Raw genomic sequence first — 18,118 nt, forward strand, 5'->3', positions numbered from 1 at the left:
ATGAAACTCTGTACCCTTCTGCCCCTGCTGATCCTGACCGCCAGCCCGGCCATTGCTCAGGACACCCCGATCATTCACGATGGTGAGTTCGAATACCTGCGCGCGCAGTTCGGCACTGCCTGGGACGCACAGGATGTTGAAATTGACGCCAAGCTTGCCGAAATCCGCGATGCGAATGGCGGCCAACCACCCAATTTCCTTTACATCCTGATTGATGACGTGAGCTTTGGTCAGATGGGCGACCGCAAGATGAACTACGTCATGGGGATCGAGACACCGAACATCAACCAGCTGGCAACCGAGGGTCTGTCGCTGATGCGAATGTATACAGAACCCTCCTGCACACCCACACGCACGGCAATGCTGACGGGCCGCCATCCGGTGCGAGCCGGGGTGGAAGAGGTCAAGGTGGCGCTGGTGGGCGAGGGTCTTCCGGCCTCAGAAGTCACTCTCCCTGAAATCCTGAAACAAGCGGGCTATAACACCGCCCATGTCGGCAAATGGCATCAGGGCGATATCGAACAATCCTACCCCCACAATCAGGGGTTCGACTGGGCTGCATTCCCCCTGCACCAACAAGTACAGCTGAGCCTCATGACCCCCGAGGCGATGCGGTCCAATGCCATGCTCGGCTATGTACCCGAAGGACAGAACAATCAGTTCCTTCTGGACGCGCGGTTCAAACCCTACGGTCTGGTCACAGGTGTCGAGGCCGAGGCGGGGGGCGTGGCCCGCGAAGTCGACATGGCGGCGGGCGAGGTTTGGACGCAGGCCAAATACGAAGACATGAACCTGCGGTATCAGCAACAAGTTCTGGAGCAACTCCAGCGCGTTGCGGCTGAAGATGCGCCATTCTTCGTGCAATACTGGCCGCTTTACCCGCTGAATTTCGTCTATCCCGATCAGGCGATTTCACGTAACGGGGGCTTTCACGCGGACAAGCTGCAGCTACTGGATGGTTGGATCGGTGATCTGTTGGACGCGCTGGAACAGACTGGTGAAGCCGACAACACGATCGTCGTCCTGATGGCCGACAATGGCCTGATGTATCACTACGAGGGCACCTCAGGCCTGAACCAACTGATCTATCGCGGCGGCAAGACCCAGCATCTTGAGGGCGGCGTACGCACCGATGCCTTCATCCGCTGGCCCAACGTCATCGAAGCCAACAGTGCAGCAGGCGATATCTTTCACGTCTCTGATATATACACCACCATGGCCCGGATCGCGGGAGCGACGGACTATATCCCGCGCGACCGCGTAATTGACGGCATCGACCAAACCGCCCTTTTGCTGAACGGCGAAGGCCACGGACGGCGCGATTATGTCTATGTTTACGAGGGGCCGGTCCTCCGGTCTGTGGTCAAGCAAGAGTTCAAGATGCACCTGCCTGCCCCCGGACAACCCGGCGCTGGCGCACCGACCTACAACATCTATCGCGACCCGCGCGAACAACACCCGCTGGTGGGGTATTCCCTTTGGGCCGGGGCCTCGTTTCAGGACATGGTCAAACGCCATCAGAAAATGATCGCCAAATACCCGCATTCCGAGATTGGCACTGGCCTGCCCTATGAAGGGATCGAAAACCTGCGCCCAGAATCGGAACTGGCGCGCGAAACCTTCATGAGCTGGCAATGAGGTAAACCGTAGAATTTTAGAAATAAACATCATAATGTTTCAATGTGAGAATGCCTCGGCAGTCATAGGCCAAGAGAACATCTTGCATACAAGGGGAGTACGGAATGAAACTGGGATGGTTAATCACCTTATCATCAGGTCTTGTGGCCACATCGGCATTGGCGCAGGAAAACCCCATTCAGCACGACGCCGAATTTTACGTTCTGCAAGCCCAGCACGCCGACCAATGGGCACAGGATGATGCTGCTGTAAACGAAGCATTGGCCGCGTTTAGGGACGGCAACGGTGGCAATCCTCCGAACATCATCAGCGTGTTGATCGATGATTTGGGCTTTGGCGACATGGGCATCCCCGAATTGAACGCTGTGCGGGGCTATGAGACGCCAAACATCAACGATTTCTCGGATCAAGCCATGCGAATGGTGCGTATGTACACCGAGCCATCATGCACGCCGACCCGTGTGGCACAGATGACTGGGCGTTTGCCGGTAAGGATGGGGATGGGCGACACCGCCGTAGATATAGCAGGGTTTGGCTTGCCCGGCGATGAGGTCACCCTACCGGAAGTTTTGAAACAGGCGGGCTATGCCACAAGCCATGTGGGAAAATGGCACATGGGGGACATCGCAGAAAGCTGGGCCATGAACCAAGGCTTTGACTACGCCCAAATGGCCGTACACCAGCAAGGACAACTGACCATTTTCAACGATGATGCCATAAAGGAACAGGTATCTGTCGCGATCCGCGATTATGACGACAAATACACTTTGGACAATTGGTTCAGACCTGATGCATCCGCGATGATGACAGTAATCGAAGGCGAGGCCGGCGGTCCGATCCGCGAAATCCGCATGGAAACAGGTGAACGTTGGAATGCCGCCAAATACGACGAGATGAACCAAGCCTTTCAGGACAAAACCCTGTCTGAACTTGAGCGTTTGGCCGGCGATGAAGAGCCTTTCTTTCTCCAATATTGGCCAATGATTCCCCTGGATAACACGCGTGCTGGTCGTGACGGACCCGAAAGCGCCAACGGCGGGCTGTATGTCGACAAAATGCAGTTGCTGGATCAATGGCTTGGTGACCTATTCGCCAAAGTGGACGAGCTTGGGCTAACCGAGAACACCATCATTGTCGTAATGGGCGACAATGGCCATTTCACCAAGTATTCTCCGCAATCAGGGTTCACCCCAATGATCTTCCGCGGTGGAAAAGCTGACACGACAGAAGGTGGTGTTCGTGTTGATGCCTTTATTCGCTGGCCGGGAATGATTGAAGAAGACGCATTGTTGAACAGCATTGTTCATGTCTCTGACATGTACACAACGTTTGCGCGGTTTGCTGGTGCGGAAGAGTTCATCCCTCGCGACCGGCTTGTCGATGGTGTGGACCAATCAGCCGCACTTCTTTTTGCCGATGAATCCAAAGCACGCCGGGATCACGTGATCATCTATTCGGTCGCCAAGCCCGAAGCTATCGTCAAAGATCAGCTCAAGCTCAAGCTGCCGGGACCCGGTGAAAGCCCGATTGTTGCCAAGTTTTTCGACCTATATCGCGACACGCGTGAGGAGTATTCGGTGTCGACCGAAGTTGGTGCCTGGGGTGGACAGGAGTTCGTTCGGATTCTCGGGCGCCACAATGCGCGAAAGGAAAAATTCCCGGATATTCCTCCGGCCACGGGTGTTCCGTACGAGGGCATCGACAACATCCGCCCCGAGACACAGCAAGCGGTTGAAGCGTTCCTGGTCAAACGCCAATCGTCACAACAATAAGCTTAGACTGCCCGCAGTATTTCCGCGGGCGGCCTTTTCAACTGACAGCAGGTAAGGCGATGGCTGGAAACATAATCTTCGCACTTGGCATAGTGGTGTCGCTTGGCATTGGCTTTGTCTATTTCCGCGATCTGGGCGACATCTCGCAAATGCTGTTGAAGGTGAAGCGTGAAAATATGGTGCGGTTCATCCGGCATGAATACCGCCTGATCAGTATCGGGTTGGGTGCATTTGCCGTCTCCACGCTGACCTTTCTCTTTTTGGGTGGCGGGTCGTTCTGGTTGTGGGCTTTGTCTGCGTTGCTGGTGCTGTTCTTTTACGGCTTCCCTTTTGTCTGGGTGCATCTGGGCCTGCGTAACCAGTTGAACGACGCGGCCTTCTTTCCGATCAGCGAGGCCCGCAAATATGTTGGCCCAACCGCGCCGGTCATCGTGATGGATCACAGCGGCCATGCCCGCGCGCACCCGGATGCACAGATCATGCGACCTCATCTGGCCGGTGACGTCGATGGGTTGGGCGGTGAAGATGTGGTGATGACCTATTGCGCAATGGCCAACCTCGGCCAGGGATACACCCCACGGATCGAGGGCAAGCGGCTGGACCTTGAGGTGCTGGCCCAGCACGGCAACAACCTGATCCTGCGCGACAATGAATCCGGCGAGCCGATCCAGCATATCTATGGCTTCCGCGAGGCTGACCGCGACCCGAACGCAGATGGGCTCGCCTGCCCCCTGCGCCCCGAGGCGCAGATGAAGCCCTGGCCGACCTACCGGATGACGTTCCGAGGATTCCAAAAGGCCTTTCCCGACGGCGAAGTCTTTCTGAACAAACCCTCGTCCAATCCTCTGCTGCGGCTGCTGGACATGGTGACCGAGATCACCTTTGGCTGGGGCATCGGCCGCCAGCATCAGGAAGAAGCACCCGTAATGGACAATATGGATCGTTCCGATGACCGGCTGCCCAACAAGACCTATGTCTGGGGGATCACAATCGGCAAGGATGCCGCCTGCTGGACGGATGATTTCGTCATCGACAACAACTGGATCGTCAACGCCACCGTCGGTGGCCGCGATGTCGTAGTCAGTTTGGACCCGAAATACGAAAGCTTGGGCGTGTGGTATAATGACAGTGGTCAGCCCGTTTCACATTGCGATTTCTGGGGTGTGTCGGACCAGGGTCAGTTGCAACGGGTAGAAACTCTGCGGGCCGGAATATTCTGGCACGTCTGGTCCGAGTTTTTCCCGGACACTGACATAAATCGCGTCGGCTCGGGCGCAACGGACTCTGAGGACGTAGCGGCATAGGACCCATTTCGGAAACACATAATTTAAGACAGAAATAGTGAGGGACAGAATGGTACAATCCAAAAAAACAAGGCTCGGCACCGTCGCAGCGGCCTTACTGACATCCGTGGCAGCACCCACCTCGGCGCAGCAGTCCGATTGGTCTTACGAGGCCACTATCTATCTGTTCATGCCCGAGACCGAGACCAGCATTGAAACCCCTAGGGGTACGCTTGACGCGACACTTAGCTTTACAGACGCGCTGGAAAACCTCGACTTTGCGTTCATGGGCGCGCTGGCGGCAACAAACGGGCAATGGAGCGTGCTGGCCGACTATAACTATACCAACTTGTCTTTTGGCGATACCGGGCCTGGCGGCGGCGACCTTGAAACTTCGGTCAAGACACAGTTCCTGACGGCCTTATTGGGTTACCGAGTGCGCAATGATCCAACCGTCAAGGTGGACCTTGCGGGCGGCTTCAGGTGGTACAGTACCGACACTGATTTCTCGCTGACACCTGTGGGAGGTCCCGCCTTTACCTCTACTGCCGACGAAAGTTGGGTCGACCCGGTAGTTGGGGTCCGGGCACGGTTTACGCTATCCGATTCATGGACCAGCACCGCTTATGTGGATTACGGAGGATTTCGCAGCGGCAGCCAGACCTGGTCGGTTCTGCTGACTGCAGACTACATCATAAACGACAGGTGGATGCTGCGGGGTGGATACCGTTACATATCTTTCGACCACGATATTGACGGCAATGATTACGAATTCGATCAATCCGGCCCGCTGATAGGTGCTACTTACCGGTTCTGAGTGCGCAATCTTTAACAACCGGGGTTACGACAGATGCGCTGTGGCCTCAATCTCAACCATGGCTTCGTCTTCGACCAAACCGGCAACGATGATCATCGACATGGCGGGGAAGTGCCTGCCAAACACCTCTCGGTAGGCTGCGCCGACTTCGGCCTGTTTTGCCAGGTATTCGCTTTTGTCGATGACAAACCAGGTCAAGCGGGTCACGTCGGTTACCTCACCACCTGCGGCTTCGACAATGTCCACGATATTTTGCAGGGCCTGTTTCATCTGGCCAATAAAGCTGCCGTTGACGAATTCCTTGTTCGCGTCCCATCCGATCTGGCCGCCAATATGCAAGGTTCCATCCTTGGTCAGAACGCCGTTCGCATAGCCTTTGGCCGGAAGCCAGCCGTCGGGCTGAATGATCTTATGGCTCATGTCGCGTCCTTTCTGAATGTTTCCAGCTTGCTGCGGATGGTATCTGGCCACGCCTCGGGGCGGCCATCGGCGTTGATGTGGACCAATGTCGCCAAAGTTGCCAGCCGCACCTCATCCCCACAACGGGCGGTCATCGTGTACCCCGCCGAGCTGTTGCCGATCTGTGTGATTTCAAGTTGGAAAACCAATTGGTCTCCATGGCGGCTGGGTGCGGGAAACTGGGTCTGGATCTGAACAGTTGGTACGGCACCTGCGCGATGCAGATCGTGGAACGGCGCGTTCAAGCCCTGATCAAAGAACGCCTCGACGCAATCATTGATCATCTCGAAGTAACGCGGAAAGAACACGATCCCGGCAGGGTCGCAATGTTTGAACAAGACTTTTTGATGAAACTCAAACGCCATCAGACCCCCACATATTTTTCGGAAATTTCAGGGGTCAGGTCAGTGATGGTACCGGTCCAGACAGTGCGGCCCCGCTCCAGAATGACCGCTTTGTCAGACACAGCCGCCAACTCCTTTAACGATTTGTCGATCAGCAGGATCGCCACGTTGGTCTCTTGCCGCAGGCGGTGCAGCGCTGCCCAGATTTCCTGCCGGACGATCGGGGCAAGCCCCTCGGTGGCCTCATCCAGGATCAGCAGTCGGGGGTTAGTCATCAGCGCGCGGCCTATCGCCAGCATCTGCTGCTCTCCTCCCGACAGGGAAACCGCCCGTTGCCCCTGCCGTTCACCCAACCGGGGAAACAACTCGGTCACACCACGCAGGGTCCAATCCCCTGGACGTGCCGCCGCAATCAAGTTTTCACGCACAGTCAGGTCGGCAAAACAGCGGCGCCCTTCGGGCACCAGCCCCACGCCTTTGCGCGCGACCTTGTGACTGGGCAACGCATGCAGGTCCTGACCGTCCAGCGTCAGCGTGCCGTCTGACCGGATCATCCGGCAAATGGCCTTTACCGTGGTGGTCTTACCCATCCCGTTTCGCCCCATCAGGGCAGTGACCTCACCCTGCGCAATCTCAAGATCCACACCAAACAGGGCCTGACTGACACCGTAAGAGGCGCTGAGGTTTTCTATCCGCAGCAGACTCATGCCTCGTCCCCCAGATAGGCGTCGCGCACTTCGCGGCTGGTGCGGATTTCGTCCGCCGTGCCCGTGGCGATGACCTTGCCATAGACCAGCACGCTGATCCGATCGGCCAACGCAAAAACCGCGTCCATGTCGTGCTCGACTAGCAAAATGGGCGCTTCCTGTCTCAGCCCGTCAAGAAAACCCGTCAGCCGTTTCGACCCTCCGGCACCAAGCCCGGCCATTGGCTCGTCCATCACAAAGGCTTTTGGGGACAAGGTCAAAGCAACTGCAACCTCCAATTGCCGCCGCTGACCATGGCTGAGGTTGGCACAGCGCGTATCGCGGTCATCGCTGAGGCCCACGCGCTCCAACGCTGCCTCGGCCCGCTCGCGTAGCGCGGGCCGTTTCAGGGCAGGTCGCCAAAACCGCAAAGCCATATGTTCGGCGCCCATCGCGCCCAGCACGGCGTTTTCCAGAACGGTGTCTTCCATGCACAATTGGGAAATCTGAAAGGTGCGCCCCAACCCGGCCCGCGCCCGTGCTTGCGTGCTATGCCCCGAGACATCCCGACCATTCAGCAGGACACGCCCGGAATCTGGTTGCAACCCACCGCAAATCTGTTGGATCAGCGTCGACTTACCCGCCCCGTTGGGGCCGATGATCGCATGGATTTCGCAGGGTTTCAGGTCAATCGACACATCGTCGGTGGCCTTGAGCGCGCCAAAGCTTTTGTTCAGGTTCAGCGTGGAAAGGACGGGATCAGACATGTGCCCCCTCTTTCCCGGTCAGCAGACCGATCAGCCCCCCACGCCCGAACAACACAATGCACAGCAAGGCCACGCCCAGGTAGACATGCCAGAAATCGGTAAGTTCACCCAAGAAATGTTCCAACGCAACAAAGGCGCAGGCCCCGATCACCGGTCCCATCAGACGTCCAACCCCGCCGATGATGATCAGCACGATCAATTCACCCGACAATTGCCAACTGAACATCGTGGGGGAGACAAAGCGGTTCAGGTCTGCAAACAGCGCGCCCGCCAGCCCGGTGATTGCCCCTGAAAGGACAAAGGCCAGCAGCTTCAACCGCATCGGGTTCAGGCCCACGGTCTCGACCCGAGTGGGTGTCTGACGCGCCGCGTTCAGCGCCAATCCGAAGGGCGAGGCCTGAAAGCGGGCAAATAAAAACAGCACCACACAAAGCAGCGTGAAACAAATGGCGTAAAACTGGATCGGTGCCAGTGTGTTCAGACCGGGAAAGTCGTTGCGGATATAGATCGACAGCCCATCCTCACCCCCGTACTGCGCCCAGGAGATCGCGAAGTAGAAAAACATCTGCCCAAAAGCGAGCGTGATCATGATGAAATACACCCCAGACGTTCGAAGCGACAGCAGCCCGATAAAGAACGCCACCAACCCGGACAGGATCATCGCCACCAACCAGATCACCGGCATGGACTTGGTGCCGCCGGTGGTGAGCAGCCCCAGATCCAGCGCCGTGTAGGTCTGCGCGTGATAGGCAAGTATGCCCATCGCGTACCCTCCGATCCCAAAGAACACGGCATGACCAAAGCTGACCATACCGCCAATCCCAAGAATGATGTTCAGCCCCACCGCCGCCAACGCCAGGATCACCGCCCGCGTCACTAGTGTGATCGTAAAGGGCTGGTCTGCCATAACAGCCCAAAGCGGCAATGCCAGCAGACCCGCGATCATTGCGGCATTAAGGTATTTCTCATTCAGCCTCATGCGCGGGCTCCGAACAATCCGGTGGGCCGCCAAATCAACACCAGCCCCATCAACACGTAAATCCCCATCGAGGCCAGCGCCGAACCGCTTTTCTGCGCCGCGCCATTGTCCATGAACAGCTTGAACAATTCGGGCAGGAACACCCCGCCCAGCGTGTCGGTCAGCCCGACCAGCAGCGCGCCGATAAAGGCACCACGAACTGAACCGATACCGCCTATGACGATGACTACAAAAGCCAGGATCAGCACCGGCTCTCCCATCCCGACCTGAACCGATTGGATCGCACCAACCAGAGCACCTGCCAACCCGGCCAGCGCCGCGCCCAGCGCAAAGACCAGCGTGTAGAGCTTCGAGATATCTACGCCCAATGCTGCAATCATCTCGCGATCATTCTCACCGGCGCGAATTTGGATACCTAATCGGGTGCGTTCGATCAGCGCCCAAAGCCCAACCGCCACGGCCAGCCCGATGCCGATCAGAGTCAGGCGATAGAGCGGGTATTCGATACCGCCGGGCAAGGTCACAGGCCCCGATAGCGCATCGGGAATGTCCAAAAACAATGGAAAAGAGCCAAAAACCCAGCGTGTTCCTTCGGAAAAGACCAGGATCAGCGCGAAGGTGGCCAGCACCTGATCCAGATGCGGCGCGTTGTACAGTCGCCGGATCACAACCATCTCGACAATCGCTCCGGCCAGCGCTGCGGCGGCCAGGGCGGCGACCAACGCCAGCAGGAAAGACCCAGTGGCCCCTGCAACGGCAGCGGCGGCAAACGCCCCAACCATATACAGCGAGCCATGGGCCAGATTGATCAAACCCATCACGCCGAAAATCAACGTCAGGCCAGCCGCCATCAGGAACAGCATCACACCGAACTGCAGCCCGTTGAGGATCTGCTCGATAATCAGGATCGAGGACATGGGAACTCCGGTGGTCTGCCCGCCCCGCAATCGGGGGCAGGCAGAGGGTCAGTTACATTTTGCACTCGGCCGCATATGCGTCAGAGTGGTTTTCCAGCGCAACGCCGAGGATCTTGTTGGTGAATACGTCACCTTCCTTGATCACTTCACGCGCATAGATGGTCTGAACCGGATGATGGTTCGGGCCAAAGCTGAAATCACCGCGGGTGCTGTCGAACTCGGCCGCTCGCAGCGCCTCACGGAAAGCATCGGCATCTGACGGGTCGGCCTTGTCCAGCGCCGACAGCAGCAGATTGGCGGTGTCAAACCCTTGACTTGCGTAGAGCGAAGGCAGACGTCCGTATTCCGCCTGAAAGCTTTCCACAAACGCCGCATTGGTCGGGTTGTCGATATCCTTGTTCCACTGGGAGGTGTTCACCACACCCATTGCCGCATCACCAACTGCCTGCAGGATGCCCTGATCAAAGCTGAAGGCCGGACCGACCACGGGCAGGTCGATCCCACTGTCGGCATATTGCTTGAGGAAGGAAATCCCCATACCGCCCGGCAGGAAGAAGAACACACTGTCTGCATCGCTAGCCCGGATTTGGGCGATTTCAGCAGCATAGTCGGTCTGTCCCAGTTCGGTATAAATTTCACCGGCCAAGTCACCCTCGAAGAACCGCTTATAGCCGGTCAAGGCATCCACGCCAGCCGGATAGTTCGGGGCCAGAATGAAACTGTTCTTATAGCCCGCACCGTTGGCATAGGCCCCGGCGGCCTCGTGCAGGTTGTCGTTCTGCCAGGCGACGTTGAAATAGTTCTGATGGCAACCTTTCCCGGCCAAGGGAGACGGGCCCGCATTGGGCGACAGATAGAATACGTTCTGGTTCACCGCCGCAGGCACAACCGCCATGGCAAGGTTGGACCAGATGATCCCGGTCATCACGTCAACCCGTTCGGATTGGATCATCTTGTCCGACAACTGCACGGCGATGTCGGGCTTGCGCTGGTCGTCTTCGATTACAACCTCAATATCGTCTCGGCCTGATTGCGCGATGGCCAGCATGAACCCGTCCCGCACATCGATGCCCAACCCGGCCCCGCCGCCAGACAGCGTGGTGATCATCCCGACCTTGACCTCGGCCACCGCACCGGTGGCGCACAGCGCGGAAACCGCAGCGGCCGCTAGAAACTTTTTCATCTTCATCTCCCTTCGTTGGTCTTTCGAACGCGCCTTTTGCCAATCTTCCCCGCGTTCAGCCTATGCCCCTGACAGGGCGTTCTTTTTTGTTATGCCGCTATTCACACCGATCACGCCCCGTTCGTCGAGGGGGATTTCAACCTGAAGCGCTGAATTTTTCCCGTCGCAGTCTTTGGCAACGCGTCGCAGAACCGGATCGAGCGTGGGTACTTGTAGGGCGCGATTACGGATTTGACATGAGTTTGCAGCGCCTCGCGCAGGGTATCTTCTGCCACAGCACCTTCGGTCAGCACGACATGCGCCTCGACAATTTCGCCCCGATCCGGGTCTGGGGCACCGATCACGGCGCATTCCAGCACGGCCTCGTGCGCCAGCAGCGCGGCTTCGACCTCGGGGCCTGCGATATTGTACCCGGCCGAGACGATCATATCGTCATTGCGTGCCGCGAAATGGAAATAGCCGCCCTCGTCCTGATAGAAACTGTCGCCGGTGATGTTCCAGCCGTCGTGAACATAGTCCTTTTGACGATCATCATTCAGATATCGGCAGCCGGTCGGGCCTCGCACCGCCAATCGGCCAATGTCGCCCGTTTTGGCCTCGGTCCCGTCGCGGTTCAAAACCTTCGCTTCGTACCCTTTGACCGGCCTTCCGGTACAAGCGGGCCGGTGATCGTCGAACCGGTTTGAGATGAAGATATGCAGCAATTCCGTGGCCCCGATGCCATCGAGCATCGGCTTGCCTGTACGTGCAATCCAATCGTCATAGACGGGTTTGGGCAACGTCTCGCCCGCCGAAACGGCAGCGCGCAGGCTGGACAGATCGGCCCCATCCTCCATCGCTTGCAACATGACCCGATAGGCGGTTGGAGCTGTGAAACAGACGGTGGCTTTATACTTTTCGATGATCTCGATCATGCCGGGGGGCGAAGCTTGTTCCAGCAAGGTCGCCGTTGCCCCAAATCGCAGTGGAAACACCGCCAGTCCACCCAGCCCGAAAGTGAATGCCAGTGGAGGGGACCCGACAAAGACGTCCTCAGGCTGCACGTTCAGAACCTCGCGCGCATAACCATCGGCGATGATCATCAGATCGCGGTGAAAGTGCATCGTGGCCTTGGGCTCTCCGGTAGAACCTGAGGTGAATCCTAGAAGGGCAACGTCATCGCGACCCGTTTGCACGCATTCGAACTGAACCGGTTTTTCCAGCGCCAGACGATCAAGTTCGGCATCGTGGTTTGAGGTGCCGTCGAACCCCACGACGCGCTCTAGGAACCGGCTACCCTGTGCGCAGGTTTCCATTTCCTCCATCAAACGCGTATCGCAGAGGGCGAACTGGATCTCGGCCTTGTCCACATGTTTGGTCAACTCTCCCGCCCGCAGCATGGGCATAGTGTTGACGACTACGGCCCCAGCTTTGGTCGCGGCCAGCCAGCAGGCCACCATGGCCGGGTTATTTGCCGAACGGATCAACACACGGTTACCGGGCTGTACTCTTATATCTTCGACCAGCACATGCGCCAGACGGTTGGTCCAGTCGGTAAGCTCTTTGTAGGTCCTCTGCCGCCCGTTTCCGATCAGCGCGATATTGTCGCCAAACCCCTTGTCCACCATCGCATCGGTCAGCTCATACGCAGCATTCAGAAGGTCGGGATAGTCGAACCCGTCCAACAGAAAATCTGGCCATTGCTCCTCGGACGGCAAGCTATCGCGGCTGAACGTATCGATATGTGCGGACGGTCCCAACATCACTTCCCCTCCCTATGCGCGGCCATTGCCTGACGGGCGATGACCACTTTCTGAACGTCCGAGGCACCCTCGTAGATGCGCAACGCCCGGATTTCACGGTACAGCGCCTCGACCGGCATGCCCGATCGGACACCGTCACCGCCGAACAGCTGTACCGCCTTGTCGATGACCTGCTGCGCGTGGTCGGTGGCAAAAAGCTTGGCCATTGCGGCCTCACGTGTGATCCGTGGTGCCCCACTGTCTTTGGTCCAGGCGGCGCGGTAGACCAGCAGCGCCGCCGCATCGACGTCCAGCGCCATATCGGCGATGTGTCCCTGCACCATCTGCAGATCGAACAGCGGCGCGCCTTGCACATGACGGGCGCTGACCCGCGTCAACGCCTCATCCAACGCGCACCGGGCGAACCCCAAGGCCGCTGCCGCCACGGTCGAGCGGAACACATCCAGCACCGACATGGCGATCTTGAACCCGGCACCGGGCGCGCCGATCATCGCCGACGCTGGGATACGCGTATCAGAAAACCGCAGTGTCGCCAGCGGATGCGGAGCGATGGTGTGCAGCTGTTCGGCAACCTCAAACCCCGGCAAGTCGGGTGTTACCACAAAGGCAGACAATCCCTTAGCACCCGGCGCCTCGCCCGTGCGGGCGAACAGGGTGTAGACATCGGCAATGCCCCCGTTCGATATCCAAGTCTTTTCGCCGTTCAGAACATAGTGATCGCCATCACATGTCGCGGTCATGGCAGAATTCGCCACATCGGATCCTGACTGCGGCTCGGTCAGCGCAAAGGCTGAAATCGCCTGCCCGCTGCGCGTTTTTGGCAACCATTCGGCCTTTTGCTGGGGTGAGCCGAACAGGGAAATCGCACCGGTGCCAAGGCCCTGCATGGCAAAGGAAAAATCAGCCAACCCATCATGCCGGGCAAGGATTTCCCGGGTCAGACACAAAGTCCGCACATCCAACTGGCCGCGTTCGTCCGCAGTTGGCTGCAGCAGCCCCGCCGCGCCCAAGTCACGCACCAGCGCGCGGCAGGCGGCATCCGTGTCCGCGTGGTCGACCTTTAGCTCCTGCACGACCTCTTCGACTCGCGCGGCCCAGTTGCGGTGGCGTGGCTCGAAAAATGGCCATGACAGGAAGCTGCGATCTGCCATCAATCCCCCTCGAACTCTGGTTTTTCTTTGGCGACAAAGGCGTTGTAGGCACGCTCAAAATCGCCGGACTGCATGCAGATGGCCTGCGCTTGTGCCTCGGCTTCGATGGCCTGTTCGATCGACATGGACCATTCCTGCGCCAACATGGTTTTGGTTATCATATGCGCGAAATTCGGTCCCGCAGAGATACGCCGGGCCATGTTCTGCGCCGCGCCCTCAAGCTGATCCGCCTCGACCACGCTGTTGTAGAACCCCCAGCCAAGCCCCTCCTCGGCGCTCATAGACCGCCCGGTATAGAGCAGCTCTGCCGCCCGCCCCTGCCCGATGATACGGGGCAAGATGGCACAGGCTCCCATGTCACAACCAGCCAGCCCAACCCGTGTGAACAGAAAGGCGCATTTCGCCTGTGGTGTGGCGATACGCAGATCGGATGCCATGGCGATGATCGCTCCAGCCCCAACGCAGATACCGTCCACCGCCGCAATCACCGGCTTACCGCAATTCACCATCGCCTTGACCAGATCGCCGGTCATGCGGGTAAAGGCCAACAACTCTTTCATATTCATGCGAGTCAGCGGGCCGATGATGTCATGCACATCGCCACCCGAGCTGAAATTACCACCATTCGACGCAAAGACCACGGCGTCCACATCATCGACATAGACCAGATCGCGAAACCAGTCGCGCAGCTCGGCATAGCTGTCGAAGGTCAGCGGGTTTTTCCGCTCAGGCCGGTCCAAGCTGACCGTGGCAACGCGGTCCTGCACCTCACACTGGAAATGTTTGACGTCACGGATCATTAGGCTCCTCCGGCAGGCTGAATTCGGTGGTGAGCGTCCTTGCATCCTCGGCCGAGAATTGGCCCAGCATATCGGCAATCCATGCCTCATGCGCGGCGGCCTGGCGGGCGAATTCCGCGCGGCCCTTTTGGGTCATACACACGCGATGGGCGCGGCGGTCTCCGGGCACCGGCACCCGCACCAGCAGGCCATCGTCAGCCAGCCGGTCCACGATCCCGGTCACGTTGCCATTGGAGACGCGCAGCACGCCGGAAATCTCGCTCATTTTCAGGCCGCCCTCAAAGCGCGAGAGCGCTGCCATCACGTCGAACCGGGGCAAGGTCGTGTCGAACTCGGCCCGGAAATTCTCACGCAGTTTGGCCTCGATACCTCGGGTGGTTTTCAACAGACGCAACCACAGGCGTAGCCGTTCTTTCGAGGCATCCTCAAGCGGGGGGTGTGCAAGGGTCGGAGTCATATTTCACCTCCCGAAAGGCTGAGCGTGTGGCCGTTCACGGATTTCGCAGCGTCCGAGCACAGCCATTTCACTGCGCTGGCGACCTCATCCGTTTCGATAAACCGGCGTTGGGGGTTGCCCAGGTGAAGCGAGGCGGCGGCGTCCTCTGCGCTCATCCCCGTTTTTTCGACGATGGTTTCGATCGAACGTTCCAGCATCGGCGTGTCTACAAAACCGGGGCACACGGCGTTGACGGTGATCCCGGTCGGGGCCAGTTCAACTGCCAGCGAGCGGGTCAGGCCGATAACCCCGTGTTTCGCGGCGCAATAACCAGAGACGTAAGGATAGCCTTTCAATCCCGCTGTCGAGGCGATGGCGACCAGACGCCCGGCGCCCGCCGTCTGCATGTCTGCCAGCCCGGCCTGCCAGACGTTGAACACACCGATCAAGTTGACCTCGGTCATGCCGCGCAGGTCATCCGCCGTCATTTTGGCAAACGGCACCGAATGCGCCGCGCCTGCATTGGCGATGACCGCCGTGACCGGGCCCCGTTGGGCGCGGGCGGACTCGAAAGCGGCCTGTACTTGCACCGTGTCGGTCACATCGCAGACTTCGAAAGGTAGCCTCTGCTGCTGCAAGGTGGCCTCGGTCCGACCCAAAAGAGTGATCGCCACGCCATCCTCAGCAAACGTCTTCGCAATCGCTGCACCGACCCCGGTGCCACCGCCTGATATGACTACGTGACTCATACCTTACCTGCCATTTCTGCGTCGCGGTCGGCCAGACGCCAGGCCTGATCGCGCCCGGCCTCATAGGGTTTTGGCCAGATCTCCTGCCGGTCGCCCAGCGCCGTGGCTGCGTGCAAGGTCCAATAGGGGTCGTTCAGATGCGGTCTGGCCAGACAGACCAGATCGGCGCGCCCGGCCATCAAGATCGAATTGACGTGGTCGGCCTCGTAGATGTTGCCAACTGCCATTGTCTTGATGCCACGTTCATTGCGAATACGGTCCGAGAATGGGGTCTGGAACATCCGCCCATAAATCGGCCGCGCCTGTGTCGAGGTCTGACCTGCGGACACATCCACGATATCCGCCCCCGCCGCATCGAACATCGCCGCGATCTCAACGGCCTCTTCCGGTGTAATGCCGTTTTCACCCGCCCAGTCACTGGCCGATATACGCACTGCCATCGGCTTGGCCTCGGGCCAGACCGCGCGCATGGCCGCGAACACCTCAAGCGGGTAACGCATGCGGTTTTCCAAACTGCCGCCATAGTCGTCGTCTCGTGTATTTGAAAGCGGAGAGATGAAGGACGAGATCAGATACCCATGAGCCGCGTGCAGTTCTATCATGTCGAACCCGGCGCGATCAGCCATTTGGGCAGCTGCTGCGAACTCCGCCATGACGCGATCCATATCCCACCGATCCATCGCTTTGGGTATGGCGTTGTCGTCTGACCACGCAATGGCCGAGGCGGAAATCAGGGGCCAGTTGCCTTCCTCCAACGGCTGATCCATGCCCTCCCACCCGATGCGCGTCGATCCTTTGCGCCCGGCATGACCGATCTGGCAGCAAATCTTGGCGTCGGTCTCGGTGTGGACGAAATCGGTCAGGCGGCGCCATGCCGCCTCATGCTCGGGCGCATACAGACCGGGACAACCTGGCGAGATGCGACCATCGGCACTTACACAAGTCATCTCGGTATAGACCAGCCCTGCCCCACCCTTGGCGCGCTCGCCATAGTGGATCAGATGCCAGTCGGTCGGGCAGCCATCCACGGCCTTGTACTGTGCCATGGGTGAGACCACGATCCGGTTCTTCAACTCCATCCCACGCAGACGGAATGGCGCAAACATGGGCGCGCGGGCGGGAGCGTTGATCCCGACCCCCGCTTGCGCCATGAACCAGGCCTCGGCCCGGCCCAGCCACCCGGCATCGCGTTCGCGCAGGTTTTCATGGCTGATCCGTTGCGACCGGGTCAGCATGGAATAGTTCAGCTGCACGGAATCCAGATCCAGATAGCGTTCAACATCCTCGAACCACTCAACCGAGTTCCGCGCCGCCGATTGCAGTCGCAGTACTTCGAGCCGCCGTTCGTCTTCATAGCGGGCAAAGGCAGCCTCAAGCGTGTCTTCGCTGTGGATATACTCGGCCAGCGCAATCGCGCTTTCCAACGCCAATTTGGTTCCCGACCCGATCGAGAAATGCGCCGTAGCCGCAGCATCCCCCAGCAAAACGACGTTGTCGTGGCTCCATTTCTCACACAGCACGCGCGGAAACCGCAGCCAGGCTGAGCCACGGATATGGTTGGCATTGGTCATCAGAGCATGCCCGCCCAGATGATCCTTGAAGATGTCTTGGCAAACGGCGATCGAGTCCTGCTGGCTCATCTTGTCAAAGCCATAGGCATCGAATGTCTCTTGTGTGCATTCGACAATGAAAGTCGCGGTGTCTGGATCGAATTGATAGGCATGGGCCCAAACCCAGCCCTTATCGGTCTTCTCGAAGATAAAGGTAAATGCGTCGTCGAATTTCTGGTGCGTTCCCAGCCACACAAACTGACACAGGCGCTGGTCGATATCCGGTTTGAACACATCTGAAAACTCGGCGCGGGTTTTCGAATTCAACCCGTCCGACGCAATGACGACGTCATAGTTGGCCATATAGTCCAAGGCGGATGCAGCCTCGGTTTCGAACCGCATCTTCACATCCAATTCGCGGGCGCGGGCCTGCAGGATCAGCAACAGCTGCTTGCGCCCGATGCCGCAGAACCCATGCCCGCCAGACACAGTGCGCTGGCCTTTGTGAACCAGCGCCACATCGTCCCAATAGGCAAACTGTTCCCGAATTCTCTCAGCGCTGATCGGATCGTTGACCGCCAGATTGTCCAACGTTTCATCGGACAGAACGACGCCCCAGCCAAAGGTGTCATCGGGTCGGTTGCGCTCGATCACCTCAATCTCGGCCGCCGGATTTCGAAGCTTCATCGAAATCCCGAAATAAAGACCCGCCGGTCCGCCGCCAAGGCAAGCAATGCGCATCGCTAAACTTCCCTTCATCCGTCTGAACACCTTAAACGCTAGACCGAGTCGCTGATCCCTTCAAGTTAAAATATTTTATGCTTGAAGTTTTTTTGCGAGAAGTT

The 18,118-nt window shown here is 58.5% G+C and carries 17 protein-coding genes; 4 read left to right on the forward strand and 13 right to left on the reverse strand.

Annotation, left to right across the window (positions count from 1 at the left end):
- From ACR0M2_RS17475 to ACR0M2_RS17490, 4 genes are all read left to right on the forward strand, one after another.
- Entirely contained in the window at positions 1-1,638 is a 1,638-nt protein-coding gene (locus ACR0M2_RS17475) for a sulfatase-like hydrolase/transferase (protein WP_480706271.1), read from the forward strand.
- 104 nt (positions 1,639-1,742) lie between these two features.
- Positions 1,743-3,410 (forward strand): sulfatase-like hydrolase/transferase, encoded by a 1,668-nt coding sequence (locus ACR0M2_RS17480; protein ID WP_480706273.1) that lies wholly within the window; start codon positions 1,743-1,745, stop codon positions 3,408-3,410.
- Positions 3,411-3,469: 59 nt separating this feature from the next.
- A complete protein-coding gene (locus tag ACR0M2_RS17485) occupies positions 3,470-4,714 on the forward strand; it encodes a DUF3179 domain-containing (seleno)protein (RefSeq protein ID WP_480706274.1) in 1,245 nt (414 codons plus the stop codon).
- A gap of 49 nt (positions 4,715-4,763) precedes the next feature.
- Positions 4,764-5,510: an outer membrane beta-barrel protein gene (locus ACR0M2_RS17490; RefSeq protein ID WP_480663653.1), complete on the forward strand. Its 747-nt coding sequence runs from the start codon at positions 4,764-4,766 to the stop codon at positions 5,508-5,510.
- Between the two features lie 24 nt (positions 5,511-5,534).
- Here the strand turns inward: ACR0M2_RS17490 and ACR0M2_RS17495 are convergent, their stop codons facing one another.
- The 13 genes from ACR0M2_RS17495 to ACR0M2_RS17555 all read right to left on the reverse strand — a co-directional run bounded on the left by ACR0M2_RS17495 (position 5,535) and on the right by ACR0M2_RS17555 (position 18,014).
- Positions 5,535-5,930 carry a RidA family protein gene (locus ACR0M2_RS17495; RefSeq protein ID WP_480663655.1) on the reverse strand — a complete coding sequence of 132 codons (396 nt, stop codon included), beginning with the start codon at positions 5,928-5,930 and terminating at the stop codon, positions 5,535-5,537.
- Positions 5,927-6,334 (reverse strand): acyl-CoA thioesterase, encoded by a 408-nt coding sequence (locus ACR0M2_RS17500; protein ID WP_480663657.1) that lies wholly within the window; start codon positions 6,332-6,334, stop codon positions 5,927-5,929. The genes ACR0M2_RS17495 and ACR0M2_RS17500 overlap by 4 nt, the downstream gene beginning before the upstream one ends.
- On the reverse strand, positions 6,334-7,020 hold the full coding sequence (locus ACR0M2_RS17505; protein ID WP_480663659.1) for an ABC transporter ATP-binding protein: 687 nt from the start codon (positions 7,018-7,020) through the stop codon (positions 6,334-6,336). Before ACR0M2_RS17505 ends, ACR0M2_RS17500 begins: the two co-directional genes overlap by 1 nt.
- The gene (locus ACR0M2_RS17510; protein ID WP_480706277.1) at positions 7,017-7,766 is read right to left on the reverse strand and encodes an ABC transporter ATP-binding protein; all 750 of its coding nucleotides are present in this window, start codon (positions 7,764-7,766) and stop codon (positions 7,017-7,019) included. The genes ACR0M2_RS17505 and ACR0M2_RS17510 overlap by 4 nt, the downstream gene beginning before the upstream one ends.
- Complete coding sequence (locus ACR0M2_RS17515) at positions 7,759-8,745, reverse strand: branched-chain amino acid ABC transporter permease (RefSeq protein ID WP_480706279.1); 987 nt, start codon at positions 8,743-8,745, stop codon at positions 7,759-7,761. Before ACR0M2_RS17515 ends, ACR0M2_RS17510 begins: the two co-directional genes overlap by 8 nt.
- The gene (locus ACR0M2_RS17520) at positions 8,742-9,662 is read right to left on the reverse strand and encodes a branched-chain amino acid ABC transporter permease (protein WP_480706281.1); all 921 of its coding nucleotides are present in this window, start codon (positions 9,660-9,662) and stop codon (positions 8,742-8,744) included. The genes ACR0M2_RS17515 and ACR0M2_RS17520 overlap by 4 nt, the downstream gene beginning before the upstream one ends.
- Before the next feature lie 52 nt (positions 9,663-9,714).
- A complete protein-coding gene (locus ACR0M2_RS17525) occupies positions 9,715-10,845 on the reverse strand; it encodes an ABC transporter substrate-binding protein (RefSeq protein WP_254428557.1) in 1,131 nt (376 codons plus the stop codon).
- 110 nt (positions 10,846-10,955) lie between these two features.
- Positions 10,956-12,587, reverse strand: a complete 1,632-nt coding sequence (locus tag ACR0M2_RS17530) for an AMP-binding protein (RefSeq protein ID WP_480706282.1) — start codon at positions 12,585-12,587, stop codon at positions 10,956-10,958.
- Positions 12,587-13,738: an acyl-CoA dehydrogenase family protein gene (locus tag ACR0M2_RS17535; protein ID WP_480706283.1), complete on the reverse strand. Its 1,152-nt coding sequence runs from the start codon at positions 13,736-13,738 to the stop codon at positions 12,587-12,589. Before ACR0M2_RS17535 ends, ACR0M2_RS17530 begins: the two co-directional genes overlap by 1 nt.
- Positions 13,738-14,538 carry an enoyl-CoA hydratase family protein gene (locus ACR0M2_RS17540; protein WP_480706284.1) on the reverse strand — a complete coding sequence of 267 codons (801 nt, stop codon included), beginning with the start codon at positions 14,536-14,538 and terminating at the stop codon, positions 13,738-13,740. Before ACR0M2_RS17540 ends, ACR0M2_RS17535 begins: the two co-directional genes overlap by 1 nt.
- A complete protein-coding gene (locus ACR0M2_RS17545; RefSeq protein ID WP_170350925.1) occupies positions 14,528-14,995 on the reverse strand; it encodes a MarR family winged helix-turn-helix transcriptional regulator in 468 nt (155 codons plus the stop codon). Before ACR0M2_RS17545 ends, ACR0M2_RS17540 begins: the two co-directional genes overlap by 11 nt.
- Positions 14,992-15,723, reverse strand: a complete 732-nt coding sequence (locus tag ACR0M2_RS17550) for an SDR family NAD(P)-dependent oxidoreductase (protein WP_480706286.1) — start codon at positions 15,721-15,723, stop codon at positions 14,992-14,994. The genes ACR0M2_RS17545 and ACR0M2_RS17550 overlap by 4 nt, the downstream gene beginning before the upstream one ends.
- Complete coding sequence (locus ACR0M2_RS17555) at positions 15,720-18,014, reverse strand: bifunctional salicylyl-CoA 5-hydroxylase/oxidoreductase (protein WP_480706456.1); 2,295 nt, start codon at positions 18,012-18,014, stop codon at positions 15,720-15,722. Before ACR0M2_RS17555 ends, ACR0M2_RS17550 begins: the two co-directional genes overlap by 4 nt.
- Between the last annotated feature and the right edge of the window lie 104 nt (positions 18,015-18,118).

Source organism: Ruegeria sp. BE10, from assembly GCF_056538905.1.